Annotated in this window: 16 protein-coding genes; 12 read left to right on the top strand and 4 right to left on the bottom strand. The window is 67.2% G+C overall.

Translation table 11 applies throughout. The features are described 5' to 3' along the window. Positions 1–36 precede the first annotated feature (36 nt). The 6 genes from BR47_RS0126205 to BR47_RS0126180 all read left to right on the top strand — a co-directional run bounded on the left by BR47_RS0126205 (position 37) and on the right by BR47_RS0126180 (position 7,776). Positions 37–996: a fumarylacetoacetate hydrolase family protein gene (locus BR47_RS0126205; protein ID WP_029121297.1), complete on the top strand. Its 960-nt coding sequence runs from the start codon at positions 37–39 to the stop codon at positions 994–996. A gap of 16 nt (positions 997–1,012) precedes the next feature. Then, positions 1,013–1,696: a VOC family protein gene (locus tag BR47_RS0126200; RefSeq protein WP_020101553.1), complete on the top strand. Its 684-nt coding sequence runs from the start codon at positions 1,013–1,015 to the stop codon at positions 1,694–1,696. A 3-nt stretch (positions 1,697–1,699) separates the two neighbouring features. Then, positions 1,700–3,520, top strand: coding sequence for an FAD-dependent monooxygenase (locus tag BR47_RS0126195; protein ID WP_029121296.1), 1,821 nt, complete (start codon positions 1,700–1,702; stop codon positions 3,518–3,520). A 101-nt stretch (positions 3,521–3,621) separates the two neighbouring features. Beyond that, positions 3,622–5,853 (top strand): thiamine pyrophosphate-binding protein, encoded by a 2,232-nt coding sequence (locus BR47_RS0126190; RefSeq protein ID WP_231506787.1) that lies wholly within the window; start codon positions 3,622–3,624, stop codon positions 5,851–5,853. A 91-nt stretch (positions 5,854–5,944) separates the two neighbouring features. After that, entirely contained in the window at positions 5,945–7,192 is a 1,248-nt protein-coding gene (locus tag BR47_RS0126185) for a cytochrome P450 (protein WP_029121294.1), read from the top strand. Further along, complete coding sequence (locus BR47_RS0126180; RefSeq protein ID WP_020101557.1) at positions 7,192–7,776, top strand: TetR/AcrR family transcriptional regulator; 585 nt, start codon at positions 7,192–7,194, stop codon at positions 7,774–7,776. Before BR47_RS0126185 ends, BR47_RS0126180 begins: the two co-directional genes overlap by 1 nt. Here the strand turns inward: BR47_RS0126180 and BR47_RS0126175 are convergent. Next, complete coding sequence (locus BR47_RS0126175; protein WP_020101558.1) at positions 7,761–8,486, bottom strand: siderophore-interacting protein; 726 nt, start codon at positions 8,484–8,486, stop codon at positions 7,761–7,763. The two genes, BR47_RS0126180 and BR47_RS0126175, sit on opposite strands and share 16 nt — an antisense overlap. 97 nt (positions 8,487–8,583) lie before the next feature. Here BR47_RS0126175 and BR47_RS0126170 point away from each other — a divergent pair, with 97 nt between their 5' ends. Further along, on the top strand, positions 8,584–9,687 hold the full coding sequence (locus tag BR47_RS0126170) for a DUF5685 family protein (RefSeq protein WP_029121293.1): 1,104 nt from the start codon (positions 8,584–8,586) through the stop codon (positions 9,685–9,687). On the opposite strand, the gene BR47_RS0126165 is transcribed toward BR47_RS0126170, so the two are convergent. Further along, a complete protein-coding gene (locus BR47_RS0126165; protein ID WP_029121292.1) occupies positions 9,684–10,784 on the bottom strand; it encodes an acyltransferase family protein in 1,101 nt (366 codons plus the stop codon). The genes BR47_RS0126170 and BR47_RS0126165 overlap by 4 nt on opposite strands. Then, positions 10,781–12,682 (bottom strand): DEAD/DEAH box helicase, encoded by a 1,902-nt coding sequence (locus BR47_RS0126160; protein WP_020101561.1) that lies wholly within the window; start codon positions 12,680–12,682, stop codon positions 10,781–10,783. The genes BR47_RS0126165 and BR47_RS0126160 overlap by 4 nt, the downstream gene beginning before the upstream one ends. Before the next feature lie 111 nt (positions 12,683–12,793). Here BR47_RS0126160 and BR47_RS0126155 point away from each other — a divergent pair, with 111 nt between their 5' ends. Next, on the top strand, positions 12,794–13,333 hold the full coding sequence (locus BR47_RS0126155; RefSeq protein WP_036427814.1) for an LppP/LprE family lipoprotein: 540 nt from the start codon (positions 12,794–12,796) through the stop codon (positions 13,331–13,333). Here the strand turns inward: BR47_RS0126155 and BR47_RS0126150 are convergent. Beyond that, positions 13,330–13,710, bottom strand: a complete 381-nt coding sequence (locus BR47_RS0126150; RefSeq protein ID WP_197035070.1) for a DUF2200 domain-containing protein — start codon at positions 13,708–13,710, stop codon at positions 13,330–13,332. The two genes, BR47_RS0126155 and BR47_RS0126150, sit on opposite strands and share 4 nt — an antisense overlap. Before the next feature lie 11 nt (positions 13,711–13,721). On the opposite strand from BR47_RS0126150, the gene BR47_RS0126145 reads away from it, so the two are divergent. The 4 genes from BR47_RS0126145 to BR47_RS0126130 are packed head-to-tail and all read left to right on the top strand — an operon-like array spanning position 13,722 to position 19,644. Beyond that, on the top strand, positions 13,722–17,141 hold the full coding sequence (locus tag BR47_RS0126145; protein ID WP_029121289.1) for a TM0106 family RecB-like putative nuclease: 3,420 nt from the start codon (positions 13,722–13,724) through the stop codon (positions 17,139–17,141). Next, on the top strand, positions 17,138–17,653 hold the full coding sequence (locus BR47_RS0126140) for a hypothetical protein (RefSeq protein WP_020101565.1): 516 nt from the start codon (positions 17,138–17,140) through the stop codon (positions 17,651–17,653). The genes BR47_RS0126145 and BR47_RS0126140 overlap by 4 nt, the downstream gene beginning before the upstream one ends. After that, positions 17,650–19,002 carry an FAD-binding oxidoreductase gene (locus BR47_RS0126135; RefSeq protein WP_029121288.1) on the top strand — a complete coding sequence of 451 codons (1,353 nt, stop codon included), beginning with the start codon at positions 17,650–17,652 and terminating at the stop codon, positions 19,000–19,002. The genes BR47_RS0126140 and BR47_RS0126135 overlap by 4 nt, the downstream gene beginning before the upstream one ends. A 33-nt stretch (positions 19,003–19,035) precedes the next feature. Then, entirely contained in the window at positions 19,036–19,644 is a 609-nt protein-coding gene (locus BR47_RS0126130) for a hypothetical protein (protein ID WP_141772320.1), read from the top strand. Positions 19,645–19,715 lie beyond the last annotated feature (71 nt).

The following is a 19,715-nucleotide window of genomic DNA, read 5'->3' as shown; positions in this document are numbered from 1 at the left end:
AGCGCGTCAAACGACGGGCAGACACGGGAGTTGTCGATGGTCGTCCACCTCGTCCGATACGAGCACAACGAGCGAATCTCGTGGGGTGTGCTCGCCGGTGATGTCATTTCGCCGCTCTCCGGCGATTACCCCAGCACCGCCGACCTCATCGACGGCGGTAGGTCCGACTGGACGGCGGCGGCGACAACGCCCGGCAATGTGAAGCCGGCCGAAGTCCAACTGCTGTCACCGATAACCACACCGTGTCGGGTGATGTGCCAAGGTGCCAACTACCGCCAACATGCGATCGAGTCCGGGATGGACCCCGGCCGGCGCACCTTCAACCTGTTCTTCGACAAGACCGACGCTGCGGTCACCGGTCCGTGCGACCCGGTCACCCGGCCGGCTCATGTCACCTTGCTCGACTACGAGATCGAGCTCGCGCTGGTTCTGCGCGGAACGGTGCACGCGCCCACGACGGTCACCACCGAGAATCTGCACGACTACGTCTTCGGCGTCACCATCGGCAACGACCTGTCCGCCCGAGACGTGCAGCTGCCTCAGGGACAGTTTCTGAAAGGCAAAAGCTACCGCGGGTTCTGCCCGCTGGGTCCCGTGCTGGCGGTTCTCGAAGCCGAGGATCTGGGGCTGCTCGACGATCTCGAGCTGCGCCTGGAGGTCAACGGATCGCTGCGGCAAGCGGACAACACCGTGAACATGCTCTACCGGCCCGCCGAGACACTCACCGAACTGAGCGAGTTCTGCAACTGGAATCCCGGTGACGTACTGCTGACCGGGACACCCCACGGCATCGTGGCGGGCGCGCCGCCTCCCCTCGTCCGACGCCTGGCCACGGCTCTGCTCCCCGAGGACAAGCTATGGGCGGCATTTGTCAAGGTCAACCAGCGCAAGCCCTACCTCGGGCCCGGCGATGTCGTGACCGCCTCCATCCGGAACGCGGCCGGAACGCTCGACCTGGGCACCCAACGAAACACCATCGTCGCCCCAATACGCTGACAACAGAGGACAACTCGTGAGCACCACACCGAGCCCATCGCAACCGCCAGACCAGGAAAGCAGCCCCACCTCCGCACCGGATCTGGACCAACTTCCCGACCGACTGGTACCCGACTTCATCGCGCACTGGGTCGTCAAGACCGCGCGCAGCGCCGAGATGATCGAGTGGTACGGGCAGGTCTTCGGGGCCCGCGTCGTCCACGAAGACGCCCAAATCGCCTTCCTCGCATGGGATCACGAGAGTCATCGGCTGGCGTTGGTCAAGCTGCCGCCGCCGCTGCGGTACGCGTTCCCGCTGTCGCGATGGCGTCGAAAGACCTACGGCATCGACCACCTCGCCTTCACCTTCGCCTCGGTGGAGGGGTTGCTGCTGACCTACGAACGGCTCAAGCAGGTTGGCATCACACCGGTCTGGTCCATCAACCACGGTCCCACGACGAGCCTCTACTACGAGGATCCAGAGGGCATCCGACTGGAGTTCCAGACCGAGAACTTCCCCACGGCACAGCAGACCGCTGACTACTTCAACAGCACCGACTTCGACCAGGACCCGATCGGCATGAACATCGACCCCGACTATCTACTCGAACAGCTACGCGCGGGGGTGCATCGAGAACAGCTGCTCAAGCGTGGAGCCGGTACCCGCCCGGGCACCAAACCACGATCGAACAAGCGCGCCATCACATGGAAGACGTTGTGAGACATGGCCGATGAATCGATCGTCATCGTCGGTGCCGGCGCTTCGGGATCGACTCTTGCCCTGTTGCTGGCACGATACGACATTCCGACCGTCGTCATCGAGGAGCGCGCGGAAACGCGCCTACATCCGGCGGCACACGTCATCAACGCCCGCACCCTGGAGATATGGAACCAAGCCTCACCTATGCTGGGGCGCGCGTTGGCGTCGATTACGCCGCCCATCGACACCGTGAATGTCATCCGGTGGTGCACCGATGTGCGATCCGAGCCCATCGGCGAGATCGACCTGCTCTCCCAACCGGATCGGCTCGCCGAAGTACGTACGCACAGTCCCTATCTCATCTCCCACATCGGTCAACACCTGCTGATGCCCGAGCTCTGGAAAGCTCTCGAGGACGACCCCCTCATCGACTTCAGGAGGGGGTGGCGTGCCGGCCACGATGGCAAGGCACTGACCTTGCGAAGGCAGGGCAGCGATCCGGTGACCGTCTCACCTCGATTCATCATCGCTGCGGATGGCGCAAACAGCGCGTTGCGGGGCGCCGCCGGCATCGCGATGACCGGCCCGGTGCTGGCCAACATGGGCAGCGTCTTCTTCCACGCGCCCGGGCTTTATCCCGACGGCGCTCCCCGGCCGCTGCTCAGTTGGATCTACCACCCGCGTTTCAGCGGGGTGATGATCGCCCACGCCGACGACGACTACGTCCTGATGACGCCCTATCTGCATGCGGCTCAGTCAATCGCCGGCGACGCTCGTCGTTTCTGGAACCGTATGCTGCCCAACGTAATCGGATCCTCCGAGTATCGGATTCGGTCAACCGGAACCTGGACCATGACCAAACAGATCGCCGACCGCTTCCGGTCCGGATCACTGCTGCTCATCGGAGATGCGGCTCACCGATTCCCGCATACCGGTGGCTTCGGCCTCAACAGCGGTGTGCAGGATGCCCACAACCTGGCCTGGAAGCTCGCCGCAGTTCTGCAGGACGGAGCCTCCGATGCACTGCTGGACAGTTACGAGATCGAGCGGCGTCCCGTTGTCGCACGGTTCGCCGAACAGAGCACCCAGAACCACTTCAAGCTCGACGACGTCACCGCACCGCTCGGCGTGACGAACCGCTCGCTCAACCAAGCGACCGAACTCATCGGCAAGCTGCCCTTGGATCGCGTCCCCGATTCGGCGATCGCTCGCGTTGCGGACGCACTGACCACGGCTCAGACATCGCGCACGCGACGCCTGCTGCGCAGCAGTACCCGCAGCCGTCGCCTGCGCGAGCGGATGGCCGCCGCCATTCCGGGGCAAGAAGAACATTTCGTGGCCAGCGGGTTGGAGTTCGGCTACGCCTACGCCAGTTCGTTGATCGACACCGATGAAGGACCTTGCCCGGCAGGGGATGTCGCGTTCTATCGCCCTACCACCCATCCCGGTGCACGGTTACCGCATACGTTCATCCGTCGATCCGATGGTTCGGCGGTGTCCACCCATGATGTGATCGCGCGCAGAGGACTCACGGTTTTCACCGCCGACGCAAGCGGGTGGGCCGACGCGCTGGCAAGCACGTCAATCTCCTTACCTCTCACCGTCGTTGCGCTGATCAGCAACAGCGACGGTGACCGAACCGCCACCGCTCTGTTCGAGGTCGGGGACCGTGGCGCCGTCGTGGTACGGCCGGACGGCCACGTGGTATGGCGCACCGACGCCGGTCCGCAAACGGTAGAGCAGTTACGAACGTTCATCGAGCGGGCGTGGAGCGACGTGTATCCCGTGCCCGTGCCGACGCCGGCCAACGGTCCGGGTGAGCGAAGGAGACTCGAGACATCGTGACGTACACACAGTCGCCGGCATCGCCCTCCGGCGCGGACTACCGAACAGCCACAGCCGATCTCGATGCCATCGCGTCGCGCGTCCTGTGGTTGGCGACCGCCATGGTGCACCACGCCAATCGCGTACGGGCAAACCCAAGCGGCTTGAAAGTCGGCGGGCACCAGGCATCTTCGGCATCGATGGTGCACATCATGACCTCGCTGTACTTCAGTCAGTTACGAGCGGGCGACAGAGTGTCCGTGAAACCGCATGCCTCTCCGGTGCTGCACAGCATCAATTATCTCCTCGGTGCTCTCGACGAGAGATACATGACGACCCTGCGGGAGTTCGGCGGTGTGCAAAGTTATCCGAGTCGTACCAAGGACCCCGACCCGGTTGACTATTCCACGGGGTCGGTCGGGATAGGCGCGACCGCACCGATCTGGGCGGGTCTCGCCCGTCGCTATGTCGACACGGTATTCGGTGACGCCGGATCGGGACGCCAGTACTCCCTCATCGGTGACGCCGAACTGGATGAAGGGGCGGTTTGGGAAGCGGTGATGGACCCCACGGTGCAGGAGCTGGGGGAAATCGTGTGGATCGTGGACATGAACCGCCAATCCCTGGACCGGGTCGTGCCCCACATCGCGGCAGGGCGGCTGCACGACATGTTCGCCGCCGCAGGCTGGCAGGTGCTGACCGTCAAATTCGGCATGCTGCTGGAGCAGCTGTTCGCCCGCCCCGGCGGCGACGCCATGCGCAACCGGATCCTCACCATGCCGAACCCCGAATACCAACGCCTACTGCGTTGTTCGGGTATGGAATTGCGGGATCGGCTGCCCGGAAACGGAATTCACGCCGCCGGGGTGAGCGCCGTGATCGCGGATCTAGATGACGCCACCCTGCTGCAGGCAATCGGCAACCTCGGTGGGCACGACATCACCGCGTTGCAGGAGGCCTACGCGCAGATCGACGACTCCAGACCGACGGTCATCCTCGCATACACCGTCAAGGGATACGGCCTGCCGATCCAGGGGCATCCACAGAATCACTCGTCGCTGCTGACCGACCAACAGTTCACTGCGCTGGCCCAGAATCTGGGCGAGGATCCGCGCCGGCCGTTCAGGCGTTTCGATCCCCAATCGCCTGCTGGGCAGTTGTGCCGGCAGGTCGCCGAACGACTGCGTCGAGTCGATGTTCCTGGCCGCCAACCACCTTCGGTGCCAATAGATATCGGACGCACCGCGCCGGCGGTCTCGAACACCCAGAGTGCCCTCGGACGCACCTTGCTCGATCTGACCCGAGAGGCCCCCGAGGTTGCGCAGCGCGTCGTGACCGTCAGCCCCGACGTCAGTTCAAGCACCAACCTCGCCGGATGGCTCAACAAAGTGGGCGTGTGGTCGCCGACCGAGCGACCCGACTGGTTCGCCGACGACACCGAGACCATCATGCACTGGCGCGAACACCCGACGGGGCAGCATATGGAGCTCGGCATCGCTGAGGTGAATCTGGTTGGCCTGCTTGGTGAGTTGGGCACGACCTGGAGCCGGTGGGGTCAGCCATTGTTTCCTATCGGCGTCCTCTACGACCCGTTCGTCGAACGCGCGTTGGAGCCGTGGTCGTTCGGAATCTACGCCGGCGGCCAGTCCATTCTGGTTGGAACGCCGTCTGGGGTCACGCTGGCCGCCGAAGGCGGCGCGCATCAGTCGATCAAGACCCCGTCGATCGGGCTCGAGCAACCCGGATGCGTCAGTTATGAACCGGCGTTCGCGACCGAAGTCGAATGGATCCTGCTGCATTGCATCAGCCGGTTGGGTCGCCCTGACGGAACATCGTCCTACCTTCGGTTGTCCACGCGACCCGTTCGTCAGGAGCTGGCCGGTATCCCTACCGACCCCGCCTCCCGCGAACGGCGTCGCCGGCAGGTGATAGGCGGCGCGTACACGTTGCGGCCGGTCGCCAGGCCCGCGGTATGCATCGTGACGCTAGGCGCCTTGGCCACCGAGGCGATTGCGGCTGCCGAGCGGCTCGCCGGCATAGGTGTCGACGCTGAAGTCGTGTGCGTGACGAGCCCCGACCTGCTCCATCGAGCCCTGCAGAGCCGGGACGGACTCGACGACGCGCCCAGTTGGATCCTCGATCAAGTATTCCCCGCTGAGCGTGCCGCACCGATGGTCACAGTTCTCGACGGGCATCCCCATACGCTGACCTTCTTGGCGACCGTCAACCAGGTGCGCTGTAAATCGTTGGGCGTCAGCAGGTTCGGACAGGCGGGAGACCTCGAATCGGTCTATCGCTACCACGGCATCGACACCGACAGCATCATGCGCGCAGCACTCGACATCCATACGTAGTGCGGTGAGTCGTCGATTCAAGCGCGGTGGTTGTGGTGGCAGTAGCTGGAAAGGGATTGACACAACAGTCTCGCCGCCGTACACATAAGACATGACGGCGATTTTGTCTCACGAGACATCGGACTCCCCCGTGGCTTTCCAGCTTGCCGATGCAGCCGGGTGGGTCGACCCCTGGCCGATGTACCGCGCGCTGCGCGACCACGATCCCGTTCACCATGTGGTGCCCGCCGACAATCCCGCCGCCGACTACTACGTGCTGTCCCGGCACGCCGACATCTGGACCGCGGCGCGCGATCACCAGACGTACTCCTCGGCGCAGGGCCTGACCGTCAACTACGGCGAGCTGGAACTCATTGGGCTGCAGGACAACCCGCCGATGGTGATGACAGACCCGCCCGTCCATACCGAATTCCGCAAGCTGGTGTCACGCGGCTTCACGCCGCGCCAGGTGGAGGCCGTCGAGCCCAAGGTGCGCGAGTTCGTCGTGCAGCGGCTGGAGAAGCTCAAGGCCGCCGGTGGCGGTGACATCGTGGCCGAGCTGTTCAAGCCGCTGCCGTCGATGGTCGTCGCGCACTACCTGGGCGTTCCCGAAGCCGACCGCGACCAGTTCGACGGCTGGACCGAGGCCATCGTCGCCGCCAATACCGCCGAAGGCGGCCTCGGCGGCGCGCTCGAGACGCTGGGCAGCGCGCTCGGAAACATGATGGGCTACTTCACCGCGCTGATCGAGCGCCGCCGCAAGGAGCCCGAGGACGACACGGTGTCGCACCTGGTCGCCGCGGGCATCGGCGCCGACGGCGACATCAGCGGCGTGCTGTCGATCCTCGCGTTCACGTTCACCATGGTCACCGGCGGCAACGACACCACCACCGGGATGCTGGGCGGCAGCGTGCAGCTGCTGCACCGGCGCCCCGACCAGCGCCGGCTGCTCGTCGAAAACCCGGACCTCATCACTGAATCCGTCGACGAGCTGCTCCGGCTCACCTCGCCGGTCCAGGGCCTGGCCCGCACCGCCACACGCGACGTGACCATCGGCGACACCACCATCCCGGCGGGCCGCAAGGCCCTGCTGCTCTACGGCTCGGGCAACCGGGACGAACGCCAATACGGCCCGGGCGCAGGCGAATTGGATGTCACCCGCGCCCCGCGCAACATCCTGACGTTCAGCCACGGTGCGCACCACTGTCTGGGCGCGGCAGCCGCGCGGATGCAGTCCCGCGTCGCACTGACCGAGCTGCTCGCACGGATACCGGAGTTCACCGTCGACGAGGACAACATCGAGTGGGCCGGAGGCAGCTACGTGCGCCGCCCGCTTTCGGTGCCGTTTACGATCGGCTGATGGCAAACGACTGGCTCGCCGGCCGACGCACCGAGGTCGCGGCCGAAGCCATCCTGGACGCCGCCGACCGCCTGTTCGCCGAGCAGGACGCCGCGACCGTCGGGATGCTCGAAATCGCCAGGGCGGCAGGGTGTTCCCGCGCGACGTTGTACCGGTACTACGAGAACCGCGACGTGCTACACCTGGCCTACGTGCATCGCGAGGCGTTCCGGGTGTTCGGTCACGTCGGCGAGCAGATCGCCGACATCACCGACCCGCGCACCCGGCTGCTCGACGGCGTGGCGATCGCGCTGCGCAGTGTGCGGGAAAGTCCTGCCCTGTCATCGTGGTTCGTCGCCACCCAGCGGCCCATCGGTGGCGAGGTCGCCGCGCAGTCCGACGTCATCACCGGACTGGTGGCGGCGTTCCTGTCGGCGTCGTGGCCCGAGCTGGCGACCGAGGCCGCGCACCGCCGGGCCGGCTGGCTGGTCCGGATCCTGGTGTCGCTGTTGATGTTCCCCGGCGCCGACGAAGACGACGAACGCGCGATGATCGACGAATTCGTGGTGTCCCAGCTGGTTCCGAGCGATCAGGCTTCCCAGTAGGCGCGAGCCTTGATGGCCTTCTTCGGAATCTGGTAATCCTCGCGCAGCACCTTGGCCACCGACCGGGTGGTCCGGTTGTCGCACGCCACCCAGCCGAAGTGATCGGACGCGTCGAACGCCGACGCCCGCACGGTCTCGACCAGCGCCTCGCCGTTGTTCTTGCGGTCGACCCAGGTGACGGTCAGACCCGGAGCACCGGTGCCCACCTGAAGATCGCGGTCGTCGTCATGGCCCGCCTCCAGGTACACCTGGATGGGCGCTTCGCCGATGGCCTGCAGCAGCGAGTTGATCGCCGGCAGCGATGCGGTGTCACCGACGAGGACATATCCGGCCGGGGCGGGCTCGGGCAGCTCGAAGCTGCTGCCGAGCAGCGTCACCTCGAGGGTGTCACCGGGCTTGGCCTCCTGCGCCCAGCGGGTGGCCAGACCGTCGTGCAGCGCGAAGTCGATATCCGTGGTGCCGGCCGCCGGATCGGGGTTGACCAGCGTGTAGCCGCGCTGGTGTGCCTTGTCACCGTCGGGGAACCAGCCACGGACCCACATGGTCGGGTGCACCGGCCGTTCAGCCAGCAGGTTGCCGGTGGTGAAATGCAGCCGCAGGTAGTTCGGGGTGATCTGGGTGCGGCCGGTGACGGTCAGCTGGTAATCGCCGCCCCGCCACAGTTTGACCAGCGCGCCCTGGATTCCGCGCGACGGCTTCGACTCGGTCATATTGCACCCTCCGATTGGACTCTTAGGGCAGCATAACCTAATTCGCTGTGTTGGTTGATTGCCTGCGATTTGCACTGGCCACAGCTATCTTCGAGCCGTGTTCGGCATCCTCCGGCCCTGCCGGCATCGGCTCGGCAAGGAACTCGCGGCCGTTTGGACCGCCCAGTTGTGCGGCCTGTGCCTCGCGCTTCGCGATGACTACGGTCAGGGCGGCCGAGTCGCCACCAACTACGACGGGCTCGTAGTGTCCGCATTGGTGGAGGCGCAGTCCGCGGCGACGCCCGGACGTCGGGAAGCCGGTCGCTGCCCACTGCGCGGCATGCGCAAGGCCGACGTCGCGATCGGTGAATCGGTCCGGCTGGCGGCCGTGGTCTCCCTGGTGCTCGCGGCGGCCCGGGTGCGCGATCACGTCGACGACGGCGACGGGGTGTTCGCCGCGGCGGGCGTGCGGCCCGCGGCCCGCCGGATCGCCGAACGGTGGGAACGCCAAGGCACGAACGTCGGTACCGCGCTGGGCTTCGACACCGGCGTCCTGATGGACGCGATCGGTCGGCAGGCGGCGCTGGAAGCCGCTGCGGCACCGGGTAGTTCGTTGCTCGCGGTCACCGAACCCACCGAGACATCCGTGGCCGCGGCGTTCGGCCATACCGCGGTGCTGGCCGGGCGGCCGGCAAATGTCGAGCCGCTGCGCGAGGTCGGCCAACTGTTCGGGCGGGTCGCGCACCTGCTCGACGCGGTCGAGGATCTGCACGACGATCGGGTGCACGGGAAGTGGAATCCGGTCGCCGCCACCGCAACATCGATCGGCGATGTCCGGACCATGTGCGACGACGCGGTGCTCGGCATCGAACTGGCCCTGGCCGATGTGGCATTCACTGACGGGCGGTTGGTGCACCGGCTGCTGACGCGCGAGTTGCGGCGGGCTGTGACCCGGACCTTCAGCCAAGCGGGATACCAGGCGACGGATGTGCCGCCCGAGGCAGAGCCACCGGTCGCGTCGTTCGGTGAGCTGCCGTTGGACGACGTGGTCGGGATCGAAACGGGCGAAGAGAATCCCGAGCAGAAGGCCGAGCGCAAGGCCGGCTGGTTCGACGGCTGCTTTGCCTGCGATTGTGGCGACTGCTGCTGCGATTGCGATGGCTGCTGCGAATGCGACGGCTGCTGTTGCGACGGCTGCTGCGACTGCTGCGACTGTTCCTAGTTCCGGACCCGCGTGAAGCGGTGCAGTAACCACGACGCCGGGATGGTGAACAGCATCGTCCAGGTGAACAACGCGAAGGTCGATCCGGTCCAGATGTGCTGGTGCATCACTTCGACCATGACCAGTTCCATGATGACCAGGTGCACCAGGAAGATCTCGTAGGAGATCTCGCCGAGGAAGACCATCGGCCGGCTCCCCAGCAGCCGCGCGTACCAACCGCGGTTCCCCAACCCCAGCGGCGCGACGACCAGTGTGGCGATGGCGGCGTAGAGCACCGCCTTCCACAGGCTCTGCGGCAGTGTCGCGGGCGAGGTCGTCGGCGCGCCGGCGATGGGCGTCGACGCGATGAGGTAGCAGACCAATGCCAGTGGGATGCACAGGAATCCGTAGGCCCGCACACCCATCACGGACAACACCGAGAGCAGCATCCCGCCGACGAACCAGATCAGGTAGGTCGGCAACCACAGCCGGGCACCGTCGGGCAGGAAATCGGTGGTGTGCACCAGCGTCAGCCACGCCAGGCTCGATGCGGCCAGCGCCGCCAGCGCACCCAGCAGCCGGCCCGGCCGCCACTGCCGCCGGCACAGCACCACCATCAGCAGGTAGGCCAGCACCGGAAGGGCAACGTAGAAAGCAACTTCCACCGCCAGGCTCCACATCTGGGTGAGGCCCTGATGCAGCCAGGAGAACAGGTAGTTGTCGGTGTAGATCTGGGTCAGCGTGAGGTTGCGGAGCAGCCCCAGCCAGGTGTGTCCGGGGTTGGGGCCGGCTGTCCGGAAGTGATACAGCGCGTAGGCCGCCAGCACCGTCACCACGTAGGCGGGCATGATCCGTCGTACCCGGTGCCAGGCGTAGCGCCGCACCGACGGTGCGTCGTAAGGCTTTTCGGCATCGGCACGAGCCAGTGCCTTGACCCACGGGGTGAACAGCAGGAAGCCGGACAGCACGAAGAAGATCGGTACGCCGATCTCGGCGCGCGAGTACATCAGCCCGACGTAGTCCTGGGTGTACTTACCCGTCGTGAATGCGGCGTGGGTCAGTACAACGAGCAGTGCGGCAACCGCACGGACCCCGGTGAGTGAGTCGACCCGGGTCACTTGTACTTGCGCTTGCCCTCGCCTCGACCTTCGCTGTGGCCGCCGCGTCGGTCGTCGTCGCGGCCGCCACGGCCTTTGTACGGCCCACGATCCTGACGGCCGCCGCGGTCGGAGTACGAACCCCGGTCCGAGCCGCGGTCCGGACGTCCGCCGCGGTCCTGGTAACCGCCCGAATGCCCGCCCTTGTCGAGTTCCAGGTGAATCAGCTGGCCCGAAATGCGGGTGTTCTCCAGCTTTTTGAGCGTGTCCTTGCTCAGCTTGGCGGGCAGCTCCACCAGCGAGTGGTCCACCCGGATGCTGATGTGCCCGAAGTCGCTGCGGTTCAGACCGCCCTCGTTGGCAATGGCGCCGACGATGGCACCCGGAATCACCTTGTGCCGCTTGCCCACCGCGATGCGGTAGGTGGCCAGGTCGTCACGCGTGGAGCGGGGCTTGCGCTCGCGATCGCCACGGTCCCCGCGGTCGTCCCGGTCCGGACGCTCGCGCCGCTTCTCCGGCGGCGGCTCCTTCATGAGGAACTCTTCACCGCCTTGGGTCTGCACCGCCAGCGCCGCCGCGATCTCGGCCAACGGCACGTTGTTGTCGCGCTCGTAGTCCTCGATCAGCCGGCGGAACAGCTCGACGCTCGGTGCGTTCAGCGAGTCGGTGATCGAGTCGCGGAACTTGGCCACGCGCTGGGCGTTGACGTCGTCGACCGAAGGCAGTTGGGACTCGATGAGCTTCTTGCGCGTGACGCGCTCGATCGAGTTGAGCAGGTGCCGTTCCCGCGGAGTGACGAACAGCAGCGCGGTGCCCGAGCGACCGGCCCGGCCGGTGCGGCCGATGCGGTGCACGTACGACTCGGGGTCGTGCGGAATGTCGTAGTTCAGCACGTGCGAGATACGTTCGACGTCCAGGCCGCGCGCCGCCACATCGGTGGCGATCAGGATGTCGATCGAACCGTCCTTGAGCCCGTTGATGGTGCGCTCGCGGACCGCCTGCGGAATATCACCGTTGATCGCGGCCGCGGAAAAGCCACGGGCCCTGAGCTTTTCGGCAACTTCCTCGGTGGCCTGCTTGGTGCGGACGAAGACGATCATGGCTTCGAACGGCTCGACCTCGAGCAGCCGGGTGATGGCGTCCATCTTGCGGGCGCCGGCCACCTGGATGTAGCGCTGCGTGATGTTCTCGGCGGTCTGGGCCTTGGCCTTGATGGTCACCTCGACCGGGTCGTGCAGGTACTTCGAGGTGATCTTCTTGATGGCCGGCGGCATGGTCGCCGAGAACAACGCGACCTGCTTGTACTCCGGGGTGTCGGCCAAAATGCGCTCGACATCCTCGGCGAAACCCATCTGCAGCATCTCGTCGGCCTCGTCGAGCACCAGGTAGTCCAGGTGCGAGAGGTTCAGGCTGCCCTTCGACAAGTGATCGATAACGCGGCCCGGGGTGCCCACCACGACCTGGGCGCCGCGCTTGAGGCCGGCCAGCTGCGGTGTGTACGACGACCCGCCGTAGATCGCCAGCACGTTGACGTTCAGGTGCACGCCGTACTTGCCGAACGCCTCGGCCACCTGCAGCGCCAGCTCCCGGGTCGGCGCCAGCACCAGACACTGGGTGTTGCGGCTGGTGGGGTCGATCTTGGACAGCACCGGAACCGCGAAGGCGGCCGTCTTACCGGTACCGGTCTGGGCGAGGCCGACGACGTCGGACCCGTTCAGGATCGCGGGGATCGTCGCGGCCTGGATGGGCGACGGAGATTCGTATCCGACATCGGTCAGTGCCCGCAGCACCTCCGGCCGGATGTTCAGGTCGGCGAACGTGACCTCGGCGCCGGTGTCAGCGGAGGTTTCTGAAGCGGGATCAGCGGTGGTGTTGGGGCCGCCCGAATCCGGGTCGGCCTCGGGCGAAGACGTCGTCATTATGCAAGGAGTCTAGAGGGTTATCAGGCCAGGTACGCCCAGCATGGCTGACCGGACTCCCCCTGGTCTGCCTTATAGGGTGGCCGGGTGCGCTGCGCCGAACCGAAACTGATGACGATCGCGGTGGCCGCACTCGCGGCGGCAAGCCTGTCCGCCTGTGGGTCGGGCGACTCCACCGCCTCCAAGACCCCCGAGCCGACCGCGCCGGCCGCCACCAAGAAACCCGCCGCGCCGACCGTCGTCGCAGGTCCGAAGACCAGCGCGGCCCCGGCGGACCCCTGTGCCGTCAGTCTCACGGCGCCCGATATCGCGAAAGCGGTGTCGACGCTGCCGGCCGATCCCCGCAGCAAGCAGGGCTGGAGCCCCGAACCGCTGGCCGGAAACTACAACCAGTGCGCGCCACTGTCGGTGGTGATTGTGAAAGCGAACACCAACGCCGAACAGCCGAACACCCGCGCCGTGATGTTCCACCTGGGCCAGTTGATCCCGACCGGCGTGCCCGACACCTATGGGTTCAACGGCATCGACCTGGCCCAGACCACCGGCGACACCGTCGCCCTGAGCTACACCAACCCGGCCAGCGGGCTCAAGAGCATCGTGCGGTTCCACTGGAACGGCAACGGCGTCGAGCTGATCGGCAACACGCGCTAACTGCGGAGCACCTTGTCCATGGCCTTGCCCTTGGCCAGCTCGTCGACCAGCTTGTCGAGGTAGCGGATCTTCTGCATCAACGGGTCCTCGACGTTCTCGACGCGGACACCGCACACCAAGCCGGTGATCAGGGTGGCATTCGGATTCAGCGTCGCGACGGCGAAGAAGTCCTCGAAGGTCGTCTCCGCTTTCAGGTGCTCGGCCAGAGTGGCCTGGTCGAAGCCGGTCAGCCAGCAGATGACCTGATCGAGTTCGGCGGTCGTGCGGCCCTTCTTCTCCACCTTGTTGACGTAGTGGGGATAGACCGACGCGACACTCGTGGTGAAAATCCTGCTCACTCCAGCCAAGGTAACCCCGGTCTGTCGGCGGGCTGCCATATGGTGGCGACGTGTTCCTCAGTCCGACCGATCACGCTGCGCCGGTCATATACAGCGCATCGGATCTCGCGGCTGCGGCGCGCTGCGAGTACGCGCTGCTGCGCCGGTTCGACGGGCTGCTGGGCTGGGGACCGAAGGCCGTCGTCGACGACGACCTGCTGGCCCGCACCGCCGAATTGGGCGACGCCCATGAGCAGCGGCATCTGGAGCAGCTGCGGGAGACATCCGGGGACAACGTCACGATGATCGGCCGGCCGCGGCCCTACACCGTGGCCGGGCTGCTGGCCGCGGCCGAAGCGACCCGCGCCGCCGTCGACCGCCGAGCGCCGGTCATCTACCAGGCCGCGATGTTCGACGGCCGCTTCCTGGGTTTCGCCGACTTCCTGATCTTGGAGGACGGCCGCTACCGCCTGCGCGACACGAAGCTGGCCCGGTCGGTGAAAGTCGAGGCGCTCCTGCAGTTGGCGGCCTACGCCGACGCGCTGGATCAGGCCAGCATACCGGTGGCGCCCGAGGTCGACCTGGTGCTCGGCGACGGCACCATCGCCAGTTATCCGGTGGCCGAGCTGCTTCCGGTCTACCTGCCGCGGCGCGCGGCACTGCAGCAGCTGCTCGACGAACACCGGGCCGGCGGAGCGCAGGTGTCCTGGGAGACGCCGACGCTGCGCGCCTGCCACCAATGCGAGGACTGCGAAGTCGAGGTCCGCGAGCGGGATGACCTGCTGCTGGTGGCCGGCATGCGGGTCAGCCAGCGGGCCCGGCTGCTCGACGCCGGGATCACCACCATGCACCAGCTGGCCGAACACCGCGGCGCGGTGCCGGGGCTCTCGTCGCGCATCGTGGCGAATCTCGTCGGGCAGGCGCGGCTGCAGGTCGCTCCCCCGGTCGACGACAAGCCGCAGTTCGAGGTCATCGACGCACAGCCGCTCACGGGGCTGCCCGAACCCGACCGCGGCGACCTGTTCTTCGACTACGAGGGCGACCCGCTGTGGACGGAGAACGGCCGGGACTGGGGCCTGGAGTATCTGTGGGGCACCCTGACTGCGACGGGGCAGTTCCACCCGCTGTGGGCGCATGACCGGACCAGTGAACGGCAGGCGCTCATCGATTTCCTGGCGCTGGTTCGCAAGCAGCGCAAGCGGTACCCGAACATGCACATCTACCACTACGCGGCCTACGAGAAGAGCACGCTGCTGCGGCTGTCCGGGCGCTACGGCGTCGGCGAGGCCGAGGTGGACGAGTTGCTGCGCAGCGGTGTGCTGGTCGACCTGCTTCCATTGGTGCGCAAGAGCATTCGGGTCGGGACCGAGAGCTACAGCATCAAGTACCTGGAGCCGCTGTACATGGGCGGCGAGTTGCGCGTCGGCGAGGTCACCAAGGCCACCGACTCGATCACGCAGTACGCGCGGTACACCGAACTCGCAGCGGCCGGCGAACACGAGGAAGCCGCGACGGTCCTCAAGGAGATCGAGGACTACAACCACTACGACTGCCGCTCCACGCTGCGGCTGCGCGAATGGCTGCTCGGGGTGGCATGGGCCGAGGGCATCGCGCCGCGCGGGCCGGCGGTCGGCGGCCCCGCGCAACCGGAGACGGCCCCGCCGGCCGACGATGCCACCCAACGCGCGCTGGCGAAGTACGCGGGCGACGGCACCACGGCACGCTCGGACACGCAGCAGGCCGTCGCCATGATCGCGGCCGCCCGCGGGTACCACCAGCGCGAGGAAAAGCCGTTCTGGTGGGAGCATTTCGACCGCATCAACAACCCGGTCGACGAATGGGCCGACAGCACAGACGTTTTCGTGTCGACGGCAACCCCGCACGTCGCCGTCGACTGGAACATCCCGCCCAAGGCCCGCAAGCCGCAGCGCCAGGTACTGCTGCGGGGTGAGATCGCCGCCGGCTCGATCCGGCCCGGCGCCGAGGTGTTCGCGCTCTACGAACCACCTTCTCCGGCAGGACTTTCCGACGATCCCGATGTCCGCGCCGCCGGTACCGCCACGGTGGTGGACTGCAACGAGGACGGCACCGAGGTGCTCATCGTGCACCGGACCGGCAAGGACGGCGATGAGTTCGGCCAGCTGCCCTTCGCCCTGACGCCGGGGCCGCCGCCGAACACCAAACCACTGCGGACCTCGATCGAGACGACGGCTGCCGAGCTCGCTGCCGGATTGCCGTCGTTGCCGCCCCACGCGGCGCTCGACATCCTGCTGCGGTCCGCCCCGCGCACGCTGTCCACCGGCCCGCTCCCCCGCACCGGCGACACCGCGCGGGATATCGTTGCGGCCCTGCGGGATTTGGACTCGTCGTACCTTGCGGTGCACGGCCCGCCGGGTACCGGAAAGACCTACACCGCCTCGAAGGTCATCGCCGACCTCGTCAACCGCGACCACTGGCGCATCGGCGTGGTGGCGCAGGCCCATGCCGTCGTGGAGAACGTGCTCAGCAGCGTGGTCAAGGCCGGGGTCGACGGCCGGGTCGTCGGCAAGAAGCGTGCGCCCGAGGACGCGCCGTTCACCGACGTGCCGGACAACCAGTACGCGCGCTTCATCGAGGACAGCAACGGCTGCGTGATCGGCGGCACCGCTTGGGATTTCGCCAACGACGGCCGTGTCCCGCGCGGCAGCCTGGATCTGCTCGTCATCGAGGAGGCCGGCCAGTTCAGCCTGGCCAACACCATCGCCGTCGCACCGGCGGCGAGCAATCTGCTGCTGCTCGGTGACCCGCAGCAGCTGCCGCAGGTCAGCCAGGGCACCCACCCCGAGCCGGTCGACGAGTCGGCCCTGAGCTGGCTCGTCGAGGGCAGTCATACCCTGCCCGCCGAACGCGGCTATTTCCTCGACGTGTCGTACCGGATGCACCCGGCGGTGTGCGCCCCGGTGTCGGCGCTGTCTTACGACAACCGGCTACTGGCGGCCGAAAGCGTCAGCGGCGCACGGCGATTGGCTGGTATCGAGCCAGGTGTGCACCTGATGACCGTCGAGCACGAGGGCAATGCGACCGACAGCCCCGAGGAGGCCGAGGCGATCATCGCCGCCATCGGCGGCCTGGTGGGCAGGCAGTGGACCGACGAGGACGGCACGAAAACCCTTGGTCCCGAGGATGTCCTGATCGTGGCACCGTACAACGCGCAGGTGGTACTGCTGCGCGAGCGGATGGACGCGTCGGGCTACGGCGACGTCCAGGTGGGCACCGTCGACAAGTTCCAGGGGCGGCAAGCGCCCGTGGTGTTCGTCTCGATGACGGCGTCGTCCATCGCCGAAGTACCCCGCGGCATGGGCTTCCTGCTCAATCGCAACCGCCTCAACGTGGCGATCAGCCGCGCCAAATACGCCGCCTACGTGGTGCGTTCGGCGCTGTTGACCGACTATCTCCCCTCGACGCCGGACGGGATGATCGAACTCGGCGCGTTCCTGTCGGTGACCGCATGACCATGCCGCCGCCGGGGATACCAGTGCCACCCGTTCACCACGTCTGGACCGCGGGGCCGTCCGATCGTGGGCATTTCACGTGGCTCTCCACCCGGCAAGCCCTGACCCGGTGGCAGCTGTGGTTGATCATCGTCGTCGTTGTCGGGTTCACCGCGAGCCGCGCGTCGTCCATCGGAGCCGGCATCGGAATTGCGATCTTCTTGTTGCCGCTCCTGGTCGGCGTGATCGTGGCGCTCACCTGGTTCAGCAGCCATCGGGCGCTGGGCCGCACCATGTTTCCCGGCGCACAGTGGGCGACAGGATTCAACGATCACGGGTTCATGCTGGCCAGCCCGACCGGCACGCTGACGTTCGACTGGGGCACCGTCACCGCGATCCGGCCCTCCGCCGAGCTGGTGACCCTCCAGACCAAGACCGGCCGCATCGGCATCCCGGCGCCACTCGTCCCGCCACCGGCGGTCGCATACGCCGCCGGCCAGATTGCCCGTCAACAGGCGGTCTCACGGCCATGACTCTCTTGGATCAGCTCGCATCCATCGTCGGCGCCGGGTACGTCACCACCGATCCCGATGTCCTCGCCGGACGCGTCGTCGACCAGACCGGCCGCTACCGCGGCCACGCCCAAGCGCTGGTCCGCCCGGGCAGCGAGACCGAGGTCGCGGCAGTACTGCGCGCGTGCCGCGACGCCGGCGCCTGCGTCACGGTGCAGGGCGGCCGGACGTCACTGGTGGCAGGCACCGTCCCCGAGCACGACGACATCCTGCTGTCCACCGAACGGCTGTCGGCCATCGACGCCGTGGACACCGCGGAGCGCCGGGTCCGAGCCGGGGCCGGAGCGACCTGCGCCGCCGTGCAGCACGCCGCCGCCGCCGCGGGGCTGGTGTTCGGCGTCGACCTCGCGTCCCGTGATTCGGCGACCGTCGGCGGCATGGCGTCGACCAACGCCGGCGGCCTGCGGACGGTGCGCTACGGCAACATGCGCGAACAGATTCTGGGCCTCGAGGTGGCGTTGCCCGACGGCACGGTGGTGCGGCGGCACAGCCAAGTGCGTAGCGACAACACCGGTTACGACCTGACCTCGTTGTTCGTCGGCGCCGAGGGCACGCTCGGGGTCATCACCGGCGTGGACCTACGGCTGCACCCCGTACCGCCGCATCGGGTGACCGCGGTGGCCGGGTTCGACGACCTCGACGCCTTGATCGCCACCGGGCGACGGCTCCGGGACACCGAAGGCATCGCGGCACTGGAACTGGTCGACGCGCGCGCCAGCGCCCTGACCGCGGAGCACCTCGGCGTGCACGCGGCCGTCGGCGGCGCGTGGCAGCTGCTGGTCGAAATGGCCGGCGAGGCAGACCAAACCGACCTGCTGGCCGACGTGTTGGGCGACGCCGAGCTGACGGGCGAACCCGCGGTGGGCGTCGATGCCGGCGCCAGCCAGCGGCTGTGGCAGGTTCGCGAATCGATCGGCGAAGTGCTGGGCTGGTACGGCCCTCCACTGAAATTCGATGTGTCGCTGCCACTTTCAGCCGTGGCACGGTTCGCTGATGCCGCGACCGCGGTCACCGCCGAGCACGCGCCCGAGGCCATTCCCGTGCTGTTCGGTCACATCGGCGAGGGCAACCTGCATCTGAACCTGGTGCGCTGCAACGTCTCCGGCGAAAGCGAACGCGCCCTCTACACCGCGATGATGAATCTGATCGCCGAATGCGGAGGCAACGTCAGCTCCGAACACGGCGTCGGCTCCCGCAAGCGCGACTACCTGACCATGTCACGCACCGACGCCGACGTCGCAGCCATGCGCACGGTGAAGGCAGCGTTCGACCCGACGGGGTACCTCAATCCCGCGGTGCTGTTCCGCTGATCCGGTTCCAGAGGCTCCGGTAGCGTCAATATCGTGCGCCGATACGCCCTGGTTGTAGCCACGCTCCCCGTGCTCGCGCTCACCGCGGTAGCGCCCGACAGCCACGCCGCCCCGGCCTGCGGCACCACCGACCCGAGCCGCGCGCCCGCCGTCATCACCGGGTTCGACGGCTACAGCGCGGTGAACGTCTGCGACTACGCCGGGCCCAAGCACTACGGCTGGTCGTCGTACCGGTTCAAGACCGCCGGCGGCGTGCACTGCGAGCTGTACGACGGGCCGAACTCGTGGCAGTACTACTCCAGCATCACGTGCTGGGGGACGCTGCCCGGCGTACCGGCGGGCGTCACCCAGGTGGAGGTCGCGGCCGGCAGCGTGGCGAGTTTCGGCCAGGCGGATGTGAAGCAGAAGGAAACGCAGGACGGCGGCGTGCCCGTCGACCCGGCCAGTTACCGGGAGCTGGCCCCCGGCCAGAAGATCGTCGTCCCCGGCGCCAAGGGGGCCGTCGACGAGAACGACGAAGTGTGCGCGACCGCGGGCGACGGTGCCCTCACGTGTGAAATCCAGAATCCCGGCGAAGCCTGGGGCCAGGACCGGAAGACCCACGGTTTCGTGCTGTCGGCGCAGGGCAGCCGCGTCTACTGAGCACCGCCGGTCGCGGCCGTAACGCCACGGCGCGAATGGTCGCCGGAAATCGCCCTGCGGTTACGTTCGCG

This window comes from Mycobacterium sp. UNC410CL29Cvi84, from assembly GCF_000686745.1.
Taxonomy (GTDB): Bacteria; Actinomycetota; Actinomycetes; order Mycobacteriales; family Mycobacteriaceae; genus Mycobacterium; species Mycobacterium mucogenicum_B.
This window is presented reverse-complemented; position numbering and strand designations above follow the sequence as displayed.